Here is a 13,678-nt window from a genome sequence, read left to right on the forward strand (position 1 = left end):
ACAAGGGGAGAAAGTTTTTGAACAAAACAATTCAAACAAAGAGAGACACCATAATACCTGCGACGATATTTTTGATTTTATATGCTATCTGGGCAATACTGGTTGCTTCTGAAAATCAATTTATTCGTGAATTTGATCAAACAATTATTAGTATTATCTGCAATAACAATCCTGCAGTAATCAAATTTGCTACAACATTTACCAATTTAGGCAATACCAATGTAATTATGATTGAAACAATCATCCTGGTTATTGTTTTAGCATTTTGCAGAAAATTTGCTTATGCATTTTTTACAGCTGGAACAATGATTGCAGCCAATGGTTACAACTGGATTATCAAACATGCAATAGCTCGTCACAGACCACTTACCCACCACCTTGTGACAGCTCACGGATATAGTTTCCCATCTGGTCATTCTGTTGGCAGTGCCACATTATTTGGAATTTTGATTGTTTTAACAATTTTATTAATAAAAAATAAAGCCGCTAAAACTGTATTATGTATCATTTGGGCATGTTTTCCAATATTAATCGGTTATACAAGGATTTTTAGCCATGTCCACTACCCTTCAGACGTAGTTGGCGGATTTTTAGAAGGAATATCATTTCTTTTAATCGGATATTCCTTCCTTTACCATTATTATTTAGAAAACCAAAGAGCACAAAGTACTATTTATTAAATAAAAAGGATTCAAGCTTATTTTCAAAGCCTTGGATCCTTTTTTCATAATCACTCTAATCTAGCGCTAGACGTTCAATGACTTCTTTGTATTCAGGATATTGTTTTAGTAAATCTGCCTTTTTAAGCATCTCAAAGTCATGATAATCAAATCCTGGTGAAACAACACAGCTTACTAAACAAAAACTGTTTGGTTTAGTAACTTCTGATGCAAAAATAGTGTGTTTGGGAACTTTGAATTGCATGAATTCTCCAGCAGAAACATTTTTCCCCAATTTAACAGCTGAATATTTACCATCTGGAGCAATACAATGAATAGTAATCGCTTCTCCATCGTGGTAATACCACATTTCATCATGGTTCAGTCGGTGAAAGTGAGAACAACTGGTATCATCAAGCAAGAAGTAAATGGAAGTGTAATAAAATCGATTTCCATCACTATCCTCATCATAAAATTGTTGATCACTAGTATAAACTTGCCTGAACCAGCCACCTTCTTGATGAGGTTCAAGATCTAGACTTTTAATATAATCATCGCGCTTCATTTTTTCTCCTTAGTAAAAATTTTTATAATTAAAACTACTTTCTACAAATCTAGCCTATTTTTGTCAAAATGTCATCTGAAAATTAATTTCATAAGGCTAATAACTATTATAGTTTTAGTTTAAATTTATTATTACATTGGTTCTATGTTTTATTGTTTATAAAAAATTTTAACTATTTTTATATTAACATATATATTTTATTAAAATAAAAATAGCACTGTACAAATTTATTTTACTAAGTTTTCTCCTAATGATTTAAGTCGCAAAGCAATAAGCATTAGTTTAACCAGTCTGTAACTTTACTTTTCTTTTGTCTGTATAGATTACTATTTACAATCGTAATTGTTAAAGTTTTCAACTTGGTATGTACTAATACTCAAAATCAATAGTGAAAGAAGTCAAAAACTTAAAAATGATATGATTCCAAAGTTCAAGGAACATATCATCTTTTTGTTTATTTAAATTTTAGACTAAATAAATTTGCCTCATTTTGCTCTTAAAATCACTCGGTAAATTCAGTCCTTTAATCAGGTAATTATCAAAATCCCCATAATTTTGCCTAATGGCAGAAAAATACCGTTCTAAATATGACTTTTGAACCGTTAAAGCTACAGCAACATCTTTTAATTGTGAACTTGTTAATTGGTCTCTTAGGTAGTTCAAAATTTCCTGATTTTCCTGCTTACGCGCTTCAATAGTTTTTAGATAATCCGTTAAGATTTGATCATCACTTACTCCCAGGCTTTTCAAAATTAAAGCTGCTGCCACTCCTGTGCGATCTTTGCCTGCAAAACAATGAAATGCTGTCGGAACAGGATCATTTATGAGAGTCATTAAAAATTGATGGTAGCCATTTTGAGCAGATTTCTGTAAAGCTAATTCTTCATAGGTGGTAAGCATATCTTCTTCAGCCTGATTATTACCAGAAACAATTTCATCAACACTGGCTTGATTAACCTGAGCATCTTTTAAAACATCAATTACAACGTAATCTAATCCGGACCACAAATAATCCGGAAATTGTTTTCTTTCTTCCTCGCCCCTAAAATCAAAAACTCTCTTAATTTGATATTTATCTTGTACTTGTTCTTTTTGATAAGGAGTCAAGTTATACAATTGCCCACATCTAAAAAGTATCCCGTCTTTTACTTTTCTTCCTTCAAATCCAGTGTAACCACCTAAGGAACGCCAATTAGTAATTTCCCTTGCCATTTTTTAATACTCCAATTACTTATTAAGTTTAATATTATTTATTATAATTTTTCAGGCAAATTATTTCTACTAATGAAAAAATTTTAAAATAAAAAACCTGCTGGTTTATTTACCAGCAGGTCTGTTTTAAATCTAACGACTAATTAGCTTTCTCTTTGCTTTTATAAATACAATTAAAAATAACAGATATTACTATAGCAACAAGCGAAACGAAGTAAACCCCTTTTAAAGCACTAAAAAGTACTTGCCTTAATTGTGGAATTAAGTTCGCAGATAGTTCTTGGGCTTTAGCTGATGAAACTATTTTGTTCATCATGCCTTGTGTCAAATTCGGATGTTTTGCAAGTTGATGTGCCACGACAGTATTGAAGGTAATACCAAAAATGGAAACCATCATTGTTTGACCTAAATACCTCATTAATGTGTTAAAGGAAGTAGCAACACCAATATTTTCTTTAGAAACTAAAACCTGTGACCTGACTTGCGAAGCGGTTAGAACTCCACCAAAGGAAAAGCCATTAAGTGTTGCTATGACACAAAAGACCCAAAACGGAGTATGAATAGGAACAAGCAATAACATGCAGTCAGCAATCAGCAGGATTGTAAGCAATCCAAAGAAGGTTTTTCTTACACCCCAGCGACTCAACATGCCGCCGATCAAAAATGAACCCACAACCCACATAACAGAGCTTGGAGTTACTGCAAAACCTGCAATAGTAGCAGAAGTACCATTAATCCCCTGCATCCAGGTTGGAATATAAAATTCAAAGCCAATAACTACTCCGGCAACAAGCAAGGTAATCATATTAACAGCCAAGAATTCTTTGCCCTTGAGCATTGACAATGGCATTATCGGATCATCTGCGCGCTTTTCTTCATGATAAAAGATAATTGCGCTGACTATGATTAGTACAATTAAAGCAATAAGCATAAAAGGATTAAGAGTACCTAAATCTTGTAGTGTAAACATTAAGGTTAAAAGCAAAACAACTAACCAAAAAGTTCCTTTAACATCAAGCTTTGTCTTTTGCTTATTCTTTGGTTCATTTAAGAAAAAGACAACTAATAAAAGTGCAATGATACCAATTGGCACATTAATGTAGAAAACCCAATGCCAAGAAAGATTTTGTACGATAAAGCCACCGAGTAATGGAGCAATGACTGAAGCTACGCCCCAAAAACCAGAATTTAGACCCAGCATTTTTGTTCTTTTTTCCAGACTGTATAAATCTGCAATTATGGTCATAGCCACCGGTTGAACGGCTCCAGAACCCAGACCCTGAATAACACGGAATAAAATTAATTCAACCATATTCTGAGCCTGACCGCAAAGAGCAGATCCAATCACAAAAAGAGCTATTCCAAATAGAAAAATTGGTTTACGCCCAAAGCTATCAGCTAATTTGCCATATAAAGGAGTTGATACAGCAGTCATAAACAAAAAAATGGAAACAACCCAATTCATAATTTCCAATCCGTTCAGATCAGAAACAATTGTCGGCATTGCAGTAGAAACGATTGTACCTTCGATGGCGGTCATAAATGTCGTCATAAAAATCGCAATCATCACTACTCGTACATTTGTCTTCTTCACAATTACAACTCCTTCATTAGCTGCTAAAATTATTTATTTTCATGAACAAAATTTAAAAGATCTTGAACTTTATCAGTTTTCTCCCATGGTAAATCAATATCTGTTCTGCCAAAGTGTCCGTAAGCTGCTGTTTGCTCATAAATTGGCCGCCTTAAATTAAGCATTTTAATTATTCCCGCGGGGCGCAAGTCAAAGACTTTACGTACTGCTTTTGTTAAGAGTTCGTCACTTGCTTTACCTGTTCCGGCAGTATCAACCATAACTGAAACTGGATGAGCAACACCAATTGCATAAGCTAATTGAACTTCACAGCGATCAGCCAAGCCTGCAGCAACAATATTTTTAGCCACATATCTGGCAGCATAACTGGCACTGCGGTCAACCTTTGTCGGATCCTTTCCAGAAAATGCACCACCACCGTGGCGAGCATAGCCACCGTAAGTATCAACAATAATTTTACGTCCAGTCAGTCCTGAATCACCCTTAGGTCCACCAATAACAAAGCGACCTGATGGGTTAATCAGAAACTTGGTCTTTTCATCAAGGTATTTAGCAGGTATTACCTTTTTAATTGCCAAATCTATCATAGCTCGGCGAATCTCTTCGTTTGAAACCTTATCATCGGTCTGTGTTGAAATAACAACGGTATCTACACGTGTTGGTTTTTGTTTTTCATCGTATTCAACAGTCACTTCTGCCTTAGCATCGGGTCTAAGCCAAGTTAAAGTACCATCTTTGCGTAGCTTAGTAACCTGTCTCATCAAGCGATGAGCAAGCGAAATAGGCAGAGGCATTAATTCAGGCGTTTCATTGATTGCAAAACCAAACATTAAACCTTGATCTCCCGCCCCGATTTGATCAAGCTGATCTTCGTCAGATTGATTTTCACGCGTTTCAAGAGAATGATCAACGCCTTGAGCAATATCAGGTGATTGTTCATCAATATCAATTAAGACAGCGCAATTATTGCCATCAAAGCCAAGTTCTGGTTTATCATAGCCAATTCTCAAAACTGTCTTGCGAACAATTCCTTGAATATCAACATAAGCACTAGTTGATATTTCACCAAAGACATAGACAATACCAGTATTGACGATGGTCTCACAAGCTACATGAGCTTGAGGGTCTTTGGCAATAATAGCATCCAAAATTGCATCAGAAATCTGATCAGCAATTTTGTCTGGATGACCTTCAGAAACAGATTCTGAAGTAAACAAACGTTTTTCCATATTAGTCCCCCTATAGACAATAGCTATTCGGTTACAAGGCATCTCCGTTTAAGGATCCTCTCAGGACTTGAACCGATTTTTTAAAATTTCCGTTCTATGTTCTTATATATTATATTGATAATAAAAAAAGCTACCGCATGATCGGTAGCCATAGAACGATGGAGGATACAGGGCTCGAACCTGTGACCTCCTGCTTGTAAGGCAGATGCTCTCCCAGCTGAGCTAATCCTCCAAAGTGACCCGTACGGGATTTGAACCCATGTTACCGCCGTGAAAGGGCGATGTCTTAACCACTTGACCAACGGGTCATTATTCTGAATCAAAGCACATTCAATAGTATACCTATTTTGAAAGAAAATGCAAGGATTCAATTTATTAAATCAATAAATAATGGCGGCGCGAACTTCCCTTCACACCACCATCATTATGGAGGATACAGGGCTCGAACCTGTGACCTCCTGCTTGTAAGGCAGATGCTCTCCCAGCTGAGCTAATCCTCCATTTTGTTGTCATCTCTCGACCACTCTTAATAATTTAGCATAAGTTTCTATTTATGTCTACATTTTTTTGAAATTTTTGTAGGATTCTGTTCATTAATATTAATTTCTATGAATTAACTAAACTTTTTTCAATTCTTTTTATATTAAAGATTAAGGATATAACTAGATCGGGTGAAGAATGCTTGACTACTATTCAAGAAGTTGTCGGATCAAGTATAACAATCGGAGTTTAATCTCTATGTATTTTTCATCTGAATTTTGGGGAGTATGATTGAAAATTTTATATCGAAAGTTTAAATCTCTCACATTCCATTAAAAATTTTTATTTTCTGATAAAAGAGTTTTCTTATACATTTGTTAGATTTTATCCTACTTCAACTTTTATTTTAAAAATTACAATATATTTTGATATTGAAAAATTGTCACTTAAAATAATCTATTCTTGTATCTTCTATAATAATTATTTATACTAGAATTAAAAAAATAAAAGCATCACATGAAATTTTTTAATTTAATTATATAAAGTTTTTGTAACATTAAAAATCTTAAATATTAAGGTTCATATTTTGTCCATAACGCCAGCGACATTAAACCTATGGTAGTAAATATTTGGGAGGAAGTAATGGGTAATCTAAAAAAAACCTTATCATTTTTAATAACAAGCTTATTCATCTTTTCTTTGATAGGATGTTCAGCTAATGATACGAACAAATCAGGTGATAAAGGTGGAAGTAACAATCGACAAAGTAAAAAAGTAGTAATAGAGAAAAATACTGCTAAAGCAGTAACGCTGTCGGCGGGTACTCATAAAGTCGGTAAAGAGATTAAACCTGGGCGTTATGTAATTAAGGCCGTCTCAGGTAGTGGCAATCTATTTTCACGAAACAGTCCTAATGATCGTAATATAAATGTCATTTTAGGGCCAACTGAGGATGATACATGGATGAAACTTTCTTCGTACACCACTGACTTAAAAGCTGGAGAAAAGATAAAGATTGACGGAATTGAATCAACAAAACTAATCCCAACTCCAGACAAACGTATTTTTAGAAAGATATTAACCCCCGGCAGTTGGACAGTAGGTAAAGATATCAAACCTGGCGATTATACTATTAAAGCTGTACGAGGAACTGGAAACATATTCTCAGACAATGGCGAAGATGACATTAATGAAATTTTAGCAAAGCACCCTGATAAGGACTACGGTCAGGTATCAAAAATTCATGTTGAATTAAATAAAGGTGAAATAATAACTTCTGATGTTCCTAAAATAAAATTAGTAGAAGACTAACTACTAAAATTACAAGCATTATAGAAGTCAAACTTATTTAATTTTATTAATTCATTTAATTCGTTTATAAAGCATAACTTTAGGGGTTTTATTCCATTAATCTGATTGATGAAAAACTATTTTAAAAAGAAAAGACAATTCAATTGATCTTATTATTAATGAAAAAAGACTAATTTAAATTTATATTACGTTTTGAGTCCAAAAATTTTGATAAAAATTATATAATTTCTTTAAAGCTTGAGTCCGATATTCATTCGGAGTCAGGCTTTTTGGTCTGTCTTTTTTCTTTCTCCTTTATAGTGTATTACGCAATTTCTTGAGTTAGTTTTTACAGATTATGGTACTTATATTCTTGGCTATAAAAAATTTTCGTTTTAATCAAGTTAAGAAGATCTCCACTAAGCGATTGTGCATTGGATTTCATTTATGCTACACGTTTTGAAAAATGCCATATAATTTCAATACACTCTGATAAATCGAACTTTGATATTACACTGTATGGAAATCACAAGCATTTAAAGCCTAATGCTTAGGAAAAATTTTATCCAGCATTGACACAACCAGTTCCATATTAAGATGCCCTGAAATTAAGTAGAAATCGATATCGCCAACATAGCCATCCAGAATGGTTGACAAATAAATCTTTAGTCCCTTAAGATGAAATTCAGTAATATCCACATACTATTTCATATTTGGTCTTAAGTAAAAGAAGCTAAGTTTAATTAAATTAGGTGCAATCATACCAACTATATCGCAATAACTAGAATACATACGTCGATTTCATTTATTGGCTTTTAAACCCTAAACCCAGTTCGTTCATATTTCTTCTGACCACTTTAAAACTAGCTGGTCAGCCACCTTTAATTAACTGCAAGGCAATCCTACTTCATCTTCAATTTTAAAAATATACTTGTTAGTGCTATATTTGTTTATTTCTCCTAATTTTGCAGCTACTTGAAAAACTTTCCCTTGATCACTTATTATTAATTCATTTAAGTGTTTTTTACTGACTCTAGGTGAAACAACACTATTAGCACTAACAACACCTTGTGGCTTGGAATTTTGAACACTATTTTTAGTCTTCTGAATGCCTTTGTTATTATATTTTAGCTAATTAGTTTTGGTCTTTAAATTAGTATAAAAATAATTTTTAAATCCATAAAGCATGATATAAACGCTATTTTCATCTAATGAAACTAACTTTTTTCTTCTTTATCTTTACACCGGCATAAAATAAATAGCTGATTTTGTTGCTTGATTTAAAATAAGATTTTTCCGCCACCACAAAAGATAATTCGACTTCGCAATCTGATGTAGGACACATAAGTTTGTAACGTAATTTTTCTGTTTTTGCTTTTTTATAATTTTAAAAGAAACAGGATTTGATGAACCATACCAAGTTTCATTAAACCTCTCATCTATTTCTCTTCCACAAATGATGTAAATGAAATTTTTCTCTAACATTTTAAAAATTTGGCATTAAAGAAAAAGAATTTCATTTCGAGAGTTTAAGGCCTACACATGAGGCTCACATATAATTTAAAAGCGCCAAATTTGCGCATTATTGTGCCATGCGTTAATGACTGAATGCTAGATAAATTAAATTCAAAATTCTGAGAAATTGCAAAAGTACCGGATAAAATTTAACAGCACGATCGGCCGATTTATTTTTTATACTTTTATGCCGTGCAAATGCCGTGCGAAAGTATAATAAAAACTTGTAATAGTTGATATTACAAGCTTTTTATTACTATTAGCGGAGTGTGAGGGCGTAAATAGTAAAAATTGCTAGATATTATAAAATTTATTTCCTTATTTATTAGTAATATTCCATAATTTTTAAGGTGATAAAAATTGTTAAATATGAAGTTGGCGAACATTTTAGCGAACATTGACAAATATCAAGTTATCTTATCTCAATATGGTTAATATCGCTAAGTTCTACTTCTGTATTTCCAATTACAATTTTATCTTCATTATATCCTTTTACCAACCCCACAATATCAGGCTGTATCTTCTTGTCTAGCGTTTTTTCTTTAAGCTGAACAGAAACACTTTTATTATTGGCAAATGCCTGCAATAATATCTGACTAACCTCAGTCTCAGACATAGTATCTTTTTCGGAATATATTTTTGCTTTTTCTTCTTTGTCACGATTAAGAGTCGCTATGTGGTCACTCAACATAAACCCTTGCCATTTCTTCATCCCACGATCTTGATAGTTTTTGAAAAAATTGTTTACTATGTCATTAAAATTGTTTTTCATAATATCCACCAAACATTTATTTGCATTAATTATAAAATGCTATTGATGAGAGTGCAATTTTGAAAGCTTTAAATATTTTTAGACAAATAAATAACCGTCCTAGCGGTTAACTAGAACGGTTTTATATAGTACAATATCTTTTTAAATTTCGAGCAAATCAATTTTGTTTTTTTTTTTTTTTTATAAATATTCCTACCTATAAACCAACTCATAATTATTAATATTATTAGGCCTAAATAAGAAAGCACAGTTTCTAATTTCAAATTCAAAGGCAACTTAATATTCTCTTTACATAGCAGACCTAACAGCAACGTAAATAAAAATAAGCCGATAGAAAAGCTGAATAAAGGATACCTTTCATAGAATTTATGATCACACTCACTAATATTTTTACATCCACAAGCTAAAAAATTTTTACCTGATAAAATAGAAATTGACTGAATCAATAAGAAAATCAATATAATTAGCCCTAACAATAATATAGATGAATCGATTATTACCATATCCACAGATGCTTTATCGATATTGGTAAATATCGTCTTAAAAGCTTCAAATCCACCAAATACTCCAAATATTAAAGCTGAAAATATTCCAAGCATAGAAATAAATTCTGAAGTAGAATTGTCTAATTTTTTCTGAGCTACACCTAATTTTTTCTGAGCTACATCTAATTTTTTTGAAGCTGCATTTAATTTATCTGATTCTCCTTCATAATTTTTGTTAACTTTTTCAAGATCATCAATTGCATCCGTAAGGATATTAGTTGCCTTAGTAAGCTTTTCAAAAAGAGCTTTGTACTGACCTAATGCCAACTTAACACTTTCAAAAATTCTATCAGGTAATTCTAAAATTTCTTTTTTATAGCTCTTTATTAGTTTTTTCTCTTCTTCAGTATAGTCGGCTCCATGTCCATCTAAATTTTTTACTAAATTTAATAAATATTCTTTTAAAATATGTACATTTTCTTGCCAATAAATTTCTTTATCATTATTTGCATCTTCAAGTTTAACATCATTATAATTTGAATATACATATTCAGTTAAAGCACTATGTTGAACTCGAAAATTTTTTAAGTTCAAATGGAGTATTCTAAAATATATTTTAGCTTTTCGCTTATCAAATTTCTCTGTAAAAAAGGAATTAATTATTAGATCCAAATCTGGTACTTTATTTTGGTTTTTGCTTAATTCTCCCATGGCCAATTGCCTTGATTGCTAAAATATTCTCTAATTTCTTCATTATCATAAGGAATATGCATTGCTCCACTCCTAATTTTTGATTCATCTTTACTCCACATTGGCTCCTTGTGCGTTTTACTAACTAATTGAAATGGCTTATCACCATATTTATTATAGATTTCATTAGCAAGTTTATTAATTGCACTTACATCTTGACTTTGTAATTGTCTATTTATAGGATTTATCAGATGCCACGACCCATCATTACCAATTTCTACGTATTGTGCAGTGGAATCAATAGGGGCTGCTCCATATGATTTAAAATAAGAATAAACTTCTGGCTCAACAGGACCATAACCCCATTTTTCAATTTTTCCGTTAAACAAAGGAGTTCCAAGATGCCGTAAACTATCAGCTTGTAAATAATACAATATCTTTAATAGTAGTAGATTAGGAATTTTATGGTTTGTATCAATAAAGTATTGTACAACATGATTAGCAACATCCATAGCATTGTATGGTCGCTCTAACTTAATCATATCTTTATTATTCATAATGTACCACTTCCTTTTACTCTTTACATAAATTATAAGACATTTTATACATACAAAGCAAAAAATTAATTTTTATTTAATTATTCTATTATCATGAAATATAAAAATAAGCCACCCAGAACTTAATCTGAGTGGCTTATTTAACTTAATCCATCTAATTAATAAGATGGCTCTATGGGAGCAAATGCTCTATATCCGATGATAAATAATTAATATCAACGGCGTTGGCACAATAACCAACTGTCATATTCTAGCTTAGTTAAGCTAAATATCTATAGTTATTATTATACTAGTTTTTCTCTAATCATTCAAACTTACCCATTGCCTTGCCATATTTATCTTTTCCGACAATATAGCCGTAGCCATTGGCACGTGGCTGCCTTAGCCATAGACGCTTAGGACCTTGCAGTACCGCATCATATTTAATTGCACTGCCCTTCGGCAACGTAGCAATAGCTGGTGCGCTAATGTGTGGTGAAGTATGTAGTTTCAAAGCTTTATCTAAAACAAAAGCACCAGGTTTTTTAACCCAACTAGATTTTTTGCTTGTACTTTTAGCAGGCTTTTTTGCTACGATAGCTTTACCACCGACACCATGAGCTATGTCATGTGCAAATTGTGCCTTGCTAATACCAATACTTGATAAGTAGTTGTAAGGATCGTTATGGTCAGTATTGCCCAAATTATGTGTTACCCAGTTATGAGTCTTCACTCCACGCTTTGCATTAGTATCCAGAGTTAATGGAATACCATATTTTTGAGCATACTCACGGATTAATCCAATGTAATTACGGTAGGCTTTCTTTGCTCGAGATTTATTACTGAACTCGCATAATTCGATCTGCATTGGTGAAAGCTGATTACCGTAGTATCCACATCCCCAAGCGACATAGCCCAGGTCACCTACCAGGTAGCACTCTTTATCGTCAACTACTAAATGGACATAGGTCTGTGCCGTATTAATGCCTGCCTTCATGTTGTGAGCAATTGCCCACGCTTCACCATTAGGAGTTGCCGTTGAATGAGCCACAATAATATCTCGTTTAGCAAGAGCAGATGCACCTTCATTTGCAGAAAGTGCGTATTTCTTATTTAGTTTCATTTTTTGTTGCTCCTTCCTGGTACGCTTTCTCAATCATCCCTTCAGCTGTTTCCTTGGTTAATTTAGCTTTAGATGCCTTGGCTTGTTCTAGCAATGCATCAGTAGCCGCCTGCTTCTTCTCTGCTCCAGAAGCATCTGTATGTGTTGCCTGTTGGGTAACGATATATTGCGCCACGTCATACAGCCATTCCATCTTTTTAGCAAAATCAGGATTATGCACTTTTGCATATTGATAAACAGCTACTATACCGACTGCTGCTAAAACAAAGTATGGTAATAATGAATTTAACAAATTAATAAATTGAGCCATTTTGAAATTTCCTTTCAACAAAAAAGAACACTACACAGTGTTCTCTAACTTCTTTTTTAATTCTTCGTACTTAGTTTCGATTTCTAAGCGCCTTTTTCGCTCTAAAAGGTAATCTTGCTTAAAATTATCTCTTTCAGCTTTTAGGTTTTTAATGATGTCGTCTGTGTCCTCTTTATGAGATGTATGAGTAACGGCTAAAAAGGTAGCAACTGCTTCAAAAAAAGTTCCTAGTACATAAATTAGGGTACTAACATCATGCACATAACCACCTCTCTAGCTTTGATAAATACAATATAGGCACAATATTGAAATTGCAGTCTCAACAATCACTGTTATTTCCATACGAAATTCTCCCACGCCAAAAGCATGTCCCAGTTGCAAACCAATTAAAAACCACAAAGTCCAGGCACCTAAGATTAAGATAAACATGCGCCAACCTCTGTGCCTCTTTTTAAACATGGAATCAACGGTAATTAAAATACCTAGTAATATTATTGCTAGGTCAAGTCTTTTATCGTTCATAAAAAGTGTCCACTCTGGCGGCCAATAAAAATAGTTTCTATCACGTAGCAAAGCGATGCCAATGGCTAAAATGGTGCCACCTGCTATGGACTGATCGTGATTTTCATTGATATTACTAAGCAGACGGCGCCACATAGTCATCACCTGTAATTCTCTTGTATGCCACTTCATCAATAGTTTTGCCTACATACCCAGCAATCGTTGCTTTTGTATAAACATTTACACTAAAAAGATATTGGTAAAGTGATTCAAACATACTCATCATGTTCATTATTTAGTACCTCCATTAGAAGTCTGCTTATTATTAGCCTTGTCATCAGTATTTGGCTGTTCTACCTGTTGTGCAATTGCATCAGCGGATACAAGTCCAACCAATGTTCCAAGCTGTTGATTAATAGCCTCATCACTTAACTTACCGTTCGCTACATCATCTTTTAATTTATTCAATGTGTCTGCCATTTCAGATATTTTTTGGCCTTGAACGGCTCCATCCGTTTCGTACCATCGATAATTAATCCAATCATATTTTGGTGATTTTAATTTAGGGTCAGGTGCTTCTTTAACAAACGGATATGCAATATCTGCATCAGCTGGTGCAAACCACGGCTCACACGGTATTGTGTTTGTTGACTTGTAAACCTGAATAAAGCCTTTAGCTTCCTTACTTTCTGCCATTTTTATTCTCCTTATCTTTTA

General features: G+C 33.2%; 16 protein-coding genes, 3 tRNA genes and 1 riboswitch. Of the genes, 2 read left to right on the top strand and 17 right to left on the bottom strand.

All coding sequences use genetic code 11. The annotated features are described in order from the left end of the window. The first annotated feature begins 17 nt into the window (after positions 1 to 17). The gene (locus H3T43_RS02195; protein WP_198212212.1) at positions 18 to 680 is read left to right on the top strand and encodes a phosphatase PAP2 family protein; all 663 of its coding nucleotides are present in this window, start codon (positions 18 to 20) and stop codon (positions 678 to 680) included. Between the two features lie 55 nt (positions 681 to 735). Here H3T43_RS02195 and H3T43_RS02200 read toward each other — a convergent pair whose 3' ends face one another. The 7 genes from H3T43_RS02200 to H3T43_RS02230 form a co-directional block, all read right to left on the bottom strand. After that, on the bottom strand, positions 736 to 1,224 hold the full coding sequence (locus H3T43_RS02200) for a cupin domain-containing protein (RefSeq protein ID WP_198212213.1): 489 nt from the start codon (positions 1,222 to 1,224) through the stop codon (positions 736 to 738). A 465-nt stretch (positions 1,225 to 1,689) separates the two neighbouring features. After that, positions 1,690 to 2,436, bottom strand: a complete 747-nt coding sequence (locus tag H3T43_RS02205; protein ID WP_198212215.1) for a tyrosine-protein phosphatase — start codon at positions 2,434 to 2,436, stop codon at positions 1,690 to 1,692. 139 nt (positions 2,437 to 2,575) lie between these two features. Further along, a complete protein-coding gene (locus H3T43_RS02210; protein ID WP_034980028.1) occupies positions 2,576 to 4,030 on the bottom strand; it encodes an MDR family MFS transporter in 1,455 nt (484 codons plus the stop codon). 29 nt (positions 4,031 to 4,059) lie between these two features. Beyond that, positions 4,060 to 5,259: a methionine adenosyltransferase gene (metK, locus tag H3T43_RS02215; RefSeq protein WP_198212217.1), complete on the bottom strand. Its 1,200-nt coding sequence runs from the start codon at positions 5,257 to 5,259 to the stop codon at positions 4,060 to 4,062. Further along, positions 5,257 to 5,337: riboswitch (SMK box riboswitch) on the bottom strand. (Overlaps the previous gene by 3 nt.) Before the next feature lie 81 nt (positions 5,338 to 5,418). Next, a tRNA-Val gene (locus H3T43_RS02220) sits at positions 5,419 to 5,491 on the bottom strand. Positions 5,492 to 5,495: 4 nt separating this feature from the next. Continuing rightward, a tRNA-Glu gene (locus H3T43_RS02225) sits at positions 5,496 to 5,567 on the bottom strand. 119 nt (positions 5,568 to 5,686) lie between these two features. Next, a tRNA-Val gene (locus H3T43_RS02230) sits at positions 5,687 to 5,759 on the bottom strand. Between the two features lie 622 nt (positions 5,760 to 6,381). On the opposite strand from H3T43_RS02230, the gene H3T43_RS02235 reads away from it, so the two are divergent. Next, entirely contained in the window at positions 6,382 to 7,050 is a 669-nt protein-coding gene (locus H3T43_RS02235; RefSeq protein ID WP_052060312.1) for a hypothetical protein, read from the top strand. 522 nt (positions 7,051 to 7,572) lie between these two features. Here the strand turns inward: H3T43_RS02235 and H3T43_RS02240 are convergent. The 10 genes from H3T43_RS02240 to H3T43_RS02285 form a co-directional block, all read right to left on the bottom strand. Then, the gene (locus tag H3T43_RS02240) at positions 7,573 to 7,728 is read right to left on the bottom strand and encodes a hypothetical protein (RefSeq protein ID WP_198212219.1); all 156 of its coding nucleotides are present in this window, start codon (positions 7,726 to 7,728) and stop codon (positions 7,573 to 7,575) included. Positions 7,729 to 8,956: 1,228 nt separating this feature from the next. Further along, positions 8,957 to 9,316, bottom strand: a complete 360-nt coding sequence (locus H3T43_RS02245) for a hypothetical protein (protein ID WP_198212221.1) — start codon at positions 9,314 to 9,316, stop codon at positions 8,957 to 8,959. A 110-nt stretch (positions 9,317 to 9,426) separates the two neighbouring features. Next, positions 9,427 to 10,512, bottom strand: a complete 1,086-nt coding sequence (locus H3T43_RS02250; RefSeq protein ID WP_198212223.1) for a hypothetical protein — start codon at positions 10,510 to 10,512, stop codon at positions 9,427 to 9,429. Next, the gene (locus H3T43_RS02255) at positions 10,500 to 11,048 is read right to left on the bottom strand and encodes a Panacea domain-containing protein (protein ID WP_198212225.1); all 549 of its coding nucleotides are present in this window, start codon (positions 11,046 to 11,048) and stop codon (positions 10,500 to 10,502) included. Before H3T43_RS02255 ends, H3T43_RS02250 begins: the two co-directional genes overlap by 13 nt. 304 nt (positions 11,049 to 11,352) lie before the next feature. Further along, complete coding sequence (locus H3T43_RS02260) at positions 11,353 to 12,150, bottom strand: N-acetylmuramoyl-L-alanine amidase (protein ID WP_198212227.1); 798 nt, start codon at positions 12,148 to 12,150, stop codon at positions 11,353 to 11,355. Beyond that, positions 12,137 to 12,460: a phage holin, LLH family gene (locus H3T43_RS02265; RefSeq protein WP_198212229.1), complete on the bottom strand. Its 324-nt coding sequence runs from the start codon at positions 12,458 to 12,460 to the stop codon at positions 12,137 to 12,139. The genes H3T43_RS02260 and H3T43_RS02265 overlap by 14 nt, the downstream gene beginning before the upstream one ends. A gap of 30 nt (positions 12,461 to 12,490) precedes the next feature. Beyond that, entirely contained in the window at positions 12,491 to 12,721 is a 231-nt protein-coding gene (locus H3T43_RS02270) for a hypothetical protein (protein ID WP_198212231.1), read from the bottom strand. A gap of 12 nt (positions 12,722 to 12,733) precedes the next feature. Beyond that, positions 12,734 to 13,123, bottom strand: coding sequence for a hypothetical protein (locus tag H3T43_RS02275; protein WP_198212233.1), 390 nt, complete (start codon positions 13,121 to 13,123; stop codon positions 12,734 to 12,736). Next, entirely contained in the window at positions 13,098 to 13,253 is a 156-nt protein-coding gene (locus tag H3T43_RS02280; RefSeq protein WP_198212235.1) for an XkdX family protein, read from the bottom strand. Before H3T43_RS02280 ends, H3T43_RS02275 begins: the two co-directional genes overlap by 26 nt. Beyond that, positions 13,253 to 13,657, bottom strand: a complete 405-nt coding sequence (locus H3T43_RS02285) for a hypothetical protein (RefSeq protein WP_198212237.1) — start codon at positions 13,655 to 13,657, stop codon at positions 13,253 to 13,255. The genes H3T43_RS02280 and H3T43_RS02285 overlap by 1 nt, the downstream gene beginning before the upstream one ends. Positions 13,658 to 13,678 lie beyond the last annotated feature (21 nt).

The sequence above is a fragment of the Lactobacillus sp. M0396 genome, from assembly GCF_016101625.1.
Classification (GTDB): domain Bacteria; phylum Bacillota; class Bacilli; order Lactobacillales; family Lactobacillaceae; genus Lactobacillus; species Lactobacillus huangpiensis.